Annotated in this window: 5 protein-coding genes and 4 tRNA genes; 6 read left to right on the top strand and 3 right to left on the bottom strand. The window is 43.3% G+C overall.

Annotation, left to right across the window (positions count from 1 at the left end; genetic code table 11):
* Positions 1-606: 606 nt before the first annotated feature.
* Together pssA and AB6D58_RS24070 are read right to left on the bottom strand one after the other, a co-directional pair.
* Complete coding sequence (gene pssA / locus AB6D58_RS24075) at positions 607-1,947, bottom strand: CDP-diacylglycerol--serine O-phosphatidyltransferase (RefSeq protein ID WP_372158761.1); 1,341 nt, start codon at positions 1,945-1,947, stop codon at positions 607-609.
* Positions 1,948-2,038: 91 nt separating this feature from the next.
* A complete protein-coding gene (locus tag AB6D58_RS24070) occupies positions 2,039-2,470 on the bottom strand; it encodes a GNAT family N-acetyltransferase (protein ID WP_102319991.1) in 432 nt (143 codons plus the stop codon).
* 66 nt (positions 2,471-2,536) lie between these two features.
* Here AB6D58_RS24070 and murB point away from each other — a divergent pair, with 66 nt between their 5' ends.
* Together murB and birA are read left to right on the top strand one after the other, a co-directional pair.
* Complete coding sequence (gene murB / locus AB6D58_RS24065; protein WP_372158758.1) at positions 2,537-3,583, top strand: UDP-N-acetylmuramate dehydrogenase; 1,047 nt, start codon at positions 2,537-2,539, stop codon at positions 3,581-3,583.
* Complete coding sequence (birA, locus tag AB6D58_RS24060; RefSeq protein WP_017059800.1) at positions 3,580-4,545, top strand: bifunctional biotin--[acetyl-CoA-carboxylase] ligase/biotin operon repressor BirA; 966 nt, start codon at positions 3,580-3,582, stop codon at positions 4,543-4,545. The genes murB and birA overlap by 4 nt, the downstream gene beginning before the upstream one ends.
* Positions 4,546-4,552: 7 nt before the next feature.
* Here the strand turns inward: birA and coaA are convergent, their stop codons facing one another.
* A complete protein-coding gene (coaA, locus tag AB6D58_RS24055) occupies positions 4,553-5,476 on the bottom strand; it encodes a type I pantothenate kinase (protein ID WP_017066910.1) in 924 nt (307 codons plus the stop codon).
* Positions 5,477-5,686: 210 nt separating this feature from the next.
* Here coaA and AB6D58_RS24050 point away from each other — a divergent pair.
* The 4 genes from AB6D58_RS24050 to AB6D58_RS24035 all read left to right on the top strand — a co-directional run bounded on the left by AB6D58_RS24050 (position 5,687) and on the right by AB6D58_RS24035 (position 6,094).
* Positions 5,687-5,762 (top strand) — tRNA-Thr (locus AB6D58_RS24050).
* A 44-nt stretch (positions 5,763-5,806) separates the two neighbouring features.
* Positions 5,807-5,891, top strand: a tRNA-Tyr gene (locus AB6D58_RS24045).
* A gap of 39 nt (positions 5,892-5,930) precedes the next feature.
* Positions 5,931-6,005, top strand: a tRNA-Gly gene (locus AB6D58_RS24040).
* A gap of 13 nt (positions 6,006-6,018) precedes the next feature.
* Positions 6,019-6,094 (top strand) — tRNA-Thr (locus AB6D58_RS24035).
* Positions 6,095-6,244: the final 150 nt, after the last annotated feature.

Raw genomic sequence — 6,244 nt, 5'->3', positions numbered from 1 at the left:
TTCACAATAATTCATCAATCTTAATTAGATCACATTTTTACTTTAATTGGTATAAAGACACCGAGCCCCTGCACTTCATGCTATTCCGGCACATATCAGAAAGCCTAGTCTGACGACTAGGCTTTCGTCGTTTCCTGCGTATGTGTTTTGGGTTTTAGTAGTAGATCCTTATCGCTAGCTATGAAGTACTTCTCTATATATCGGGAGGTGCTGCTTGGGAATATAGGTGGTCACTTCTAACTCTTAAGCTAAATAGAGCAGAGCACTAATCTGATTGTTTTACTATGTGAAATTCTCTATCGCGTACGTACTTCGCCCTAAGGAGTGAGACTTTATTGCTTGAATACGTAAAGGGTAATTGTCGATTATGTTCGTATTGGTACTCGTTTAGCTGCTATCTAAACCATACCTGATACACGTATCTGGAACCCTGAGACTGACTAAGGAAAAGGTAGGATGCTTAACACTTCAAGCTATCACACTCACTATGCATAAATAGAGATGTTGATTCGAAAGACCATCAAACAAACCTAAATAGCTATCTCGTAGATACAAAAACGCCTAGCGTTTGCTAGGCGTTGATAAATAGTGTCTCTAATACATCGACTACAGTATTTGCTTAAGCACCCTATCGGCTTTCACACGAGTGATCTTACGAATCAACTTCTGAACTTCCATCGGGTAGCTCTCTACCTTGTCTAACTGCTTATAAGTACAGATAAGCTGAGTGTGTTGAAGGATGTTATCCACTTCAGCCTGAAACTTGTCTGTTAGGTGATGGTAGTTATCTTGGATAAAGATACCGTTCTCTAGATCCAACTTCCATGCGCGTGGATTTAGATTATTACCTGTTAGTAGCATGTAGCGCTTATCTACCCAAATGCCCTTTAGGTGGAAGCTATTGGAATCGTGTTGCCAAAGTCGAATTGATAGATTACGGCTAGCAATATGAGCTTCATTCGCTTTAGCGAAACGGCGTAAGTTCAGTTCGTAAAGGTATGGCAAACCACCAATCGTTTTAAACTCTTCTTCTGGTGAGATAAAGAAATCATTCGCTGTCTTATCACCAACAACAATGCTGACCTTTACGCCACGCTTAAGTGCTTTCTTCACTTCTTTAGCTAGGCTAGGTGGGAAGTTGAAGTAAGGTGTGCAGATGAAGATTTCATCTTTAGCTTGAGCGACGAGTTGGTTGATTCCCTGATTCAGACGGTTACGTCTTTTACCGATACCAACCAATGGTGTTACAGCCACTTGCTCTGCTGAAACCTCTTGCCCTTCGAATTGATACTGAGACCTTGCCAATGATGCTCGAAACTGACGAATCGCTGGTTTCAGTTCTTTGGTCGCAGGTTTGTTCTTATCAGCCAGGTCATAAACAGCGCTGTCCGCAACCATCTGTTCGTGTACGTAGGCAAACATTGAGTCAGCAAGAGCTGCATTGTTTAAAACATGGTAACGATCAAAGCGATAGCGGTCATGGTAATTCAGATAGATATTGTTAAGGCTTGCACCGCTGTATATCACGCTATCATCGACGATAAAGCCTTTTAAGTGCAATACGCCAAAGACTTCTTTGCCACGAACTGGAATGCCATAGACAGGCACAGAATGCTGATATCTTTCAGCAAACTCTTTATACATGGCTGCATTGCCTTCAGAAGACTCTGCACCAATCAATCCGCGCTGCGCTCGGTGCCAATCGACACAAACGCTCACGTCTAATTCTGGATTCTTTTGCTTTGCTTCATATAAGGCAGTTAGGATCTCACGGCCAGCCTCATCATCTTCAAGATACAAAGCGACTAAACTAATACGAGTCGTTGCGCGAGATATCTCATCAAGTAGACGAGTTCGAAACTCTTGCGCTGATAGTAGTACTTCAAACTTGTCAGGATTCTGCGCTATGGTTGGCAACTGTATGAATGGATTCCTACTGGCAATCATATTGACTGTTTTACCTTAAAAATATGCAAAATTGCGAACCTTTAATTTTACCAAAGGGATAGTACCAAATACTAGATAATCGAGGCATTCTCTAACAATTTTGCTGATAATGCATAGGAATGAGATCTTTTCCGCTATTCAAATAGCGCTCGTATAAAACTCTTAAACCATTTGGTAGATCTTTGGGGTCTACTTGTACGAATTTGTGTCGCGCGTAAAAATTGGTGAGATGAGCGTAAGCAAAGCAGTAATCGTCTTCCGTAAGCGTATGTTGCGCACAATAATCCATAAGCTGGGAGCCTAATTGCTGACCGCGATGTTGTTTTGATATCGCCATTCCAGTAAGTAAACGATTATTTTCTATTGTACGAAAACGCACGACACCGCATAGCTCGTTATCCAGCAATAACGAGTAGATCAGTTCACTCTTATTCGCTTTTCCCGTTGGGTAGTGTTCTTTATAGAAACGTTTAACTAGGGGAACCTTTACTGGGTCTAATTGAGTAATGATGACATTGTTCATTCAGTCACTGCGCCATTGGTTTATCTGCTGTAGAATGACCGCAGTGTAAGTTAATTGAATATCGCCATGCAATTCCATCTCAATGCTAGTTTAAAAAATGTTCATACTTTTTCCATCGATCAGACGTGTGATGTGTTGGTTGAAGTCACCACTACCGAAGAACTTATTTCGCTTTACAAAGACCCTAAATGGTCAGCTTTGCCTAAGTTAATACTGGGTAAGGGCAGTAATATGCTTTTTACTGAGCACTTCGCTGGCCTGGTCATCGTGAATAAATTAGCCGGGATTGAGCTGGCCGAGACGGACAGTCATCACCTACTGCATGTAAGTGGTGGCGAGGATTGGCCAAGCTTGGTTGAGTGGAGTGTGGATAAGGGGTTGGGTGGTCTAGAAAACCTAGCAATGATACCCGGCTGTTCAGGCTCTGCTCCAATTCAGAATATTGGTGCGTATGGTGTTGAGCTGCAAGATGTATGCGAGTATGTCGATATTCTGTGTCTGGATACTTATACAGTTAAGCGATTAAACAAAGAAGAGTGTCTCTTTGGTTACCGAGATTCTATTTTCAAACACGCTCTCTACGGTAAAGCGATTGTTGTTGCGATTGGTTTAACGTTGCCGAAAGAGTGGGAGCCATGCAATCACTATGGCCCGTTAAAAAGCCTAGCAGCCGATACGCTCTCCCCTCGCACTATATTTGATGAAGTGTGTGCTATCCGTTCAAGTAAGCTGCCAGACCCTAGAGTACAAGGGAATGCGGGTAGCTTCTTCAAAAACCCTGTGATCACCAAAGATCATTTTGATCGCTTGTTAGCTCTATATCCAAATATGGTTGGTTATGAGAGTAATGACATGATCAAAGTTGCTGCTGGCTGGCTGATTGATCAATGCCAGTTCAAGGGTGTGACAGAAGGTGGCGCTCAGGTTCACCCCAACCAAGCATTGGTTATTATCAATTATGATGAGGCTTCTGCTGTGGATATCCTTAAGCTTGCAGAGCGAGTGCGCCAGTCCGTTTTGAATAAATTCGATATTCGATTGGAACATGAAGTGCGCTTTATGGGACGAGACTGCGAGACAAACTTGGATAAGGCTTTGGAGTCATTGGCATGAGAGAGCACAGTACCAAGCTTGCACTATTGAGATGTCTTGCTGACGGTGAGTTTCATTCAGGTGAAGACCTAGGTGAAATGATTGGCGTATCACGAGCGGCTATCAGTAAGCACATTAAAGGTATTCAAGAGTGGGGTTTAGATATCTACCGAGTACAAGGCAAGGGTTACAAACTAGCCAGTCGTTTGGATATGCTTGACCAAGACAAATTGTCTGCAGTTAGTCGCGATGCTTCTCTTGAACTCATTCCCATCATAGGTTCTACAAACCAACACCTATTAGAGCGCACTAACACCCTCGAATCGGGTTCTGTCTGTATTGCTGAATATCAAGCTGCGGGTCGTGGACGCCGTGGACGAGAGTGGGTATCACCATTTGGTGCAAACCTCTATCTTTCAATGTATTGGAGACTCGACGCGGGGATGGCTGCCGCAATGGGCTTAAGCCTTGTGGTTGGTGTAGCTGTTGTTGAAGCTTTGGAAGAGATGGGCGTAGAAGGTGTAAAGCTTAAATGGCCGAACGACCTTTACCACAATGACAAGAAGCTTGCAGGTATCTTGGTCGAGCTGTCAGGACAGTCTGGCGGCGCTGCGCATATTGTGATTGGTTTAGGGCTAAACCTATCCATGGATCCAACAACATCAGGTATTGGCCAGCCATGGACTTCCCTTAAAGAAGTGTGTGATGGGAAGGTGCCAGACCGTAACCAGTTAGCGCAGGCTCTGATCAATGCTTGGGATAAGTCACTTGTCGACTACGAGTTGAAAGGAATGTCCAATTTTTTAGAGCGTTGGAACCGCTTGGATAATTTCTTAGGTCGCAATGTTAGATTGATCATTGGACCTAGAGAAATTGAAGGTGTTGTTCAAGGCATCGATGAACAAGGTGCTGTATTGCTCAAAACTGAGAATGGTGTCGAGAGCTATATTGGTGGCGAGATATCGCTAAGAAAAGGCGACTAAGGCGTTACTATTTTCTTAGTAACACTTCTTCAACCATATGATCTGCGCCTTTACGTAGAATCAGGTGAGCCCTTTCTCTTGTCGGAAGGATATTTTGTTCAAGGTTCAAGCCATTAATTGAACTCCAGATACCTTCTGCTTTGTCCAATGCGGCTTGGTTCGATAATTTAGTGTAATGACTAAAGTAAGAGCCAGGCTTAGTAAACGCGCCATCGCGGAATTTCATAAAGCGATTGACGTACCATTCTTTGATTTGTTGGCTATCAGCGTCAACATAGAGTGAGAAATCAAGGAAGTCTGAAATAAACACGCGATGTGGCTCGTGTGGATAATTCATTCCGGTTTGTAAAACATTAAGCCCTTCAATAATAAGCACATCTGGTAGGTCGACGCACTTAACGTCATCAGTAATATTGTACGTAAGATGCGAGTAAACAGGGGCTGTGACATTTCTCTTGCAAGCTTTTACATCCGAAACAAAGTTCACTAAACGCTTGATATCGTAAGATTCAGGAAAGCCCTTTTTGCTCATCAACCCTTTCTCTTCTAACACCTCGTTTGGATATAAAAAGCCATCGGTTGTCACTAGTTCAACTTTTGGGTGGTTTTCCCAGCGAGAGAGTAGGGCTTTAAGCAGACGCGCAGTGGTACTTTTGCCAACAGCTACGCTACCCGCAATACCGATGATAAAAGGTGGCGCTTTCTCTTTCTTATCTAGAAATTGGTGGAGTACCGAGTTTCTATTCTGTCTGGCTGCCACATAGAGGTTCAATAGACGAGATAGCGGTAGATAGATCTCTACTGCCTCTTCCATTGTGAGCTTTTCATTGATGCCTTGAAGCTCTTTTAAGTCGCTCTCAGAAAGTGTCATCGGAACTAAATTCCTTAGCTCAGACCAACGTTCGCGGTCAAATGACATAAATGGGCTCATACAAAACTCTATAGTGGATAACAAAACAAGTGCATGGAAAATACATCAAGCGATAGATAAATAAAATATCTTCCTGTACTAGATGCGGGTTAAAGACGTAAACCTTGAGCTAAATAGCCGTATGTAGGAGTTTGGTCAGAGAATTTTGCACTTTTTTTCAATTTACTATTGCAAGGTGGAAAATCATTCAATAAAATGCGCTCCACTTGTGCCGACTTAGCTCAGTAGGTAGAGCAACTGACTTGTAATCAGTAGGTCACCAGTTCGATTCCGGTAGTCGGCACCACTTTCTCCCTTCCTATAAGGCAAGCGAGAGAAAGCTCAAAATTTGGAGAGGTTCCCGAGTGGCCAAAGGGAGCAGACTGTAAATCTGTTGGCACTGCCTTCGATGGTTCGAATCCGTCCCTCTCCACCATATTCTAAAGGTTAAATAGCTCAAACAGAGTTACGTGTTGCGTGCATCGTATAATGGCTATTACCTCAGCCTTCCAAGCTGATGATGCGGGTTCGATTCCCGCTGCACGCTCCAACTCATTTTGTGTGCTGATATAGCTCAGTCGGTAGAGCGCACCCTTGGTAAGGGTGAGGTCCCCAGTTCGACTCTGGGTATTAGCACCAGTCTAAAGCTTCTTCTCCTTTAATAAAGAAAACCATTTTTTTGGTTGCGTGGTCTTATTTTAAGCCACCTAATCCGTACCTAGAGGGACACCCCATGTCTAAAGAAAAATTTGAACGTACGAAACCGCACGTAAACGTTGGTACTATCGG

It is taken from the genome of Vibrio sp. 10N.239.312.D08, assembly GCF_041466145.1.
GTDB classification, from domain to species: domain Bacteria; phylum Pseudomonadota; class Gammaproteobacteria; order Enterobacterales; family Vibrionaceae; genus Vibrio; species Vibrio crassostreae_C.
This window is presented reverse-complemented; position numbering and strand designations above follow the sequence as displayed.

What these genes read in the sequence shown, in the direction of transcription:
- pssA (WP_372158761.1), bottom strand. Translation starts at nt 1,947, where the DNA reads ATGATTGCCAGTAGGAATCCATTCATACAGTTGCCAACCATAGCGCAG.
- AB6D58_RS24070 (WP_102319991.1), bottom strand. Translation starts at nt 2,470, where the DNA reads ATGAACAATGTCATCATTACTCAATTAGACCCAGTAAAGGTTCCCCTA.
- murB (WP_372158758.1), top strand. Translation starts at nt 2,537, where the DNA reads ATGCAATTCCATCTCAATGCTAGTTTAAAAAATGTTCATACTTTTTCC.
- birA (WP_017059800.1), top strand. Translation starts at nt 3,580, where the DNA reads ATGAGAGAGCACAGTACCAAGCTTGCACTATTGAGATGTCTTGCTGAC.
- coaA (WP_017066910.1), bottom strand. Translation starts at nt 5,476, where the DNA reads ATGAGCCCATTTATGTCATTTGACCGCGAACGTTGGTCTGAGCTAAGG.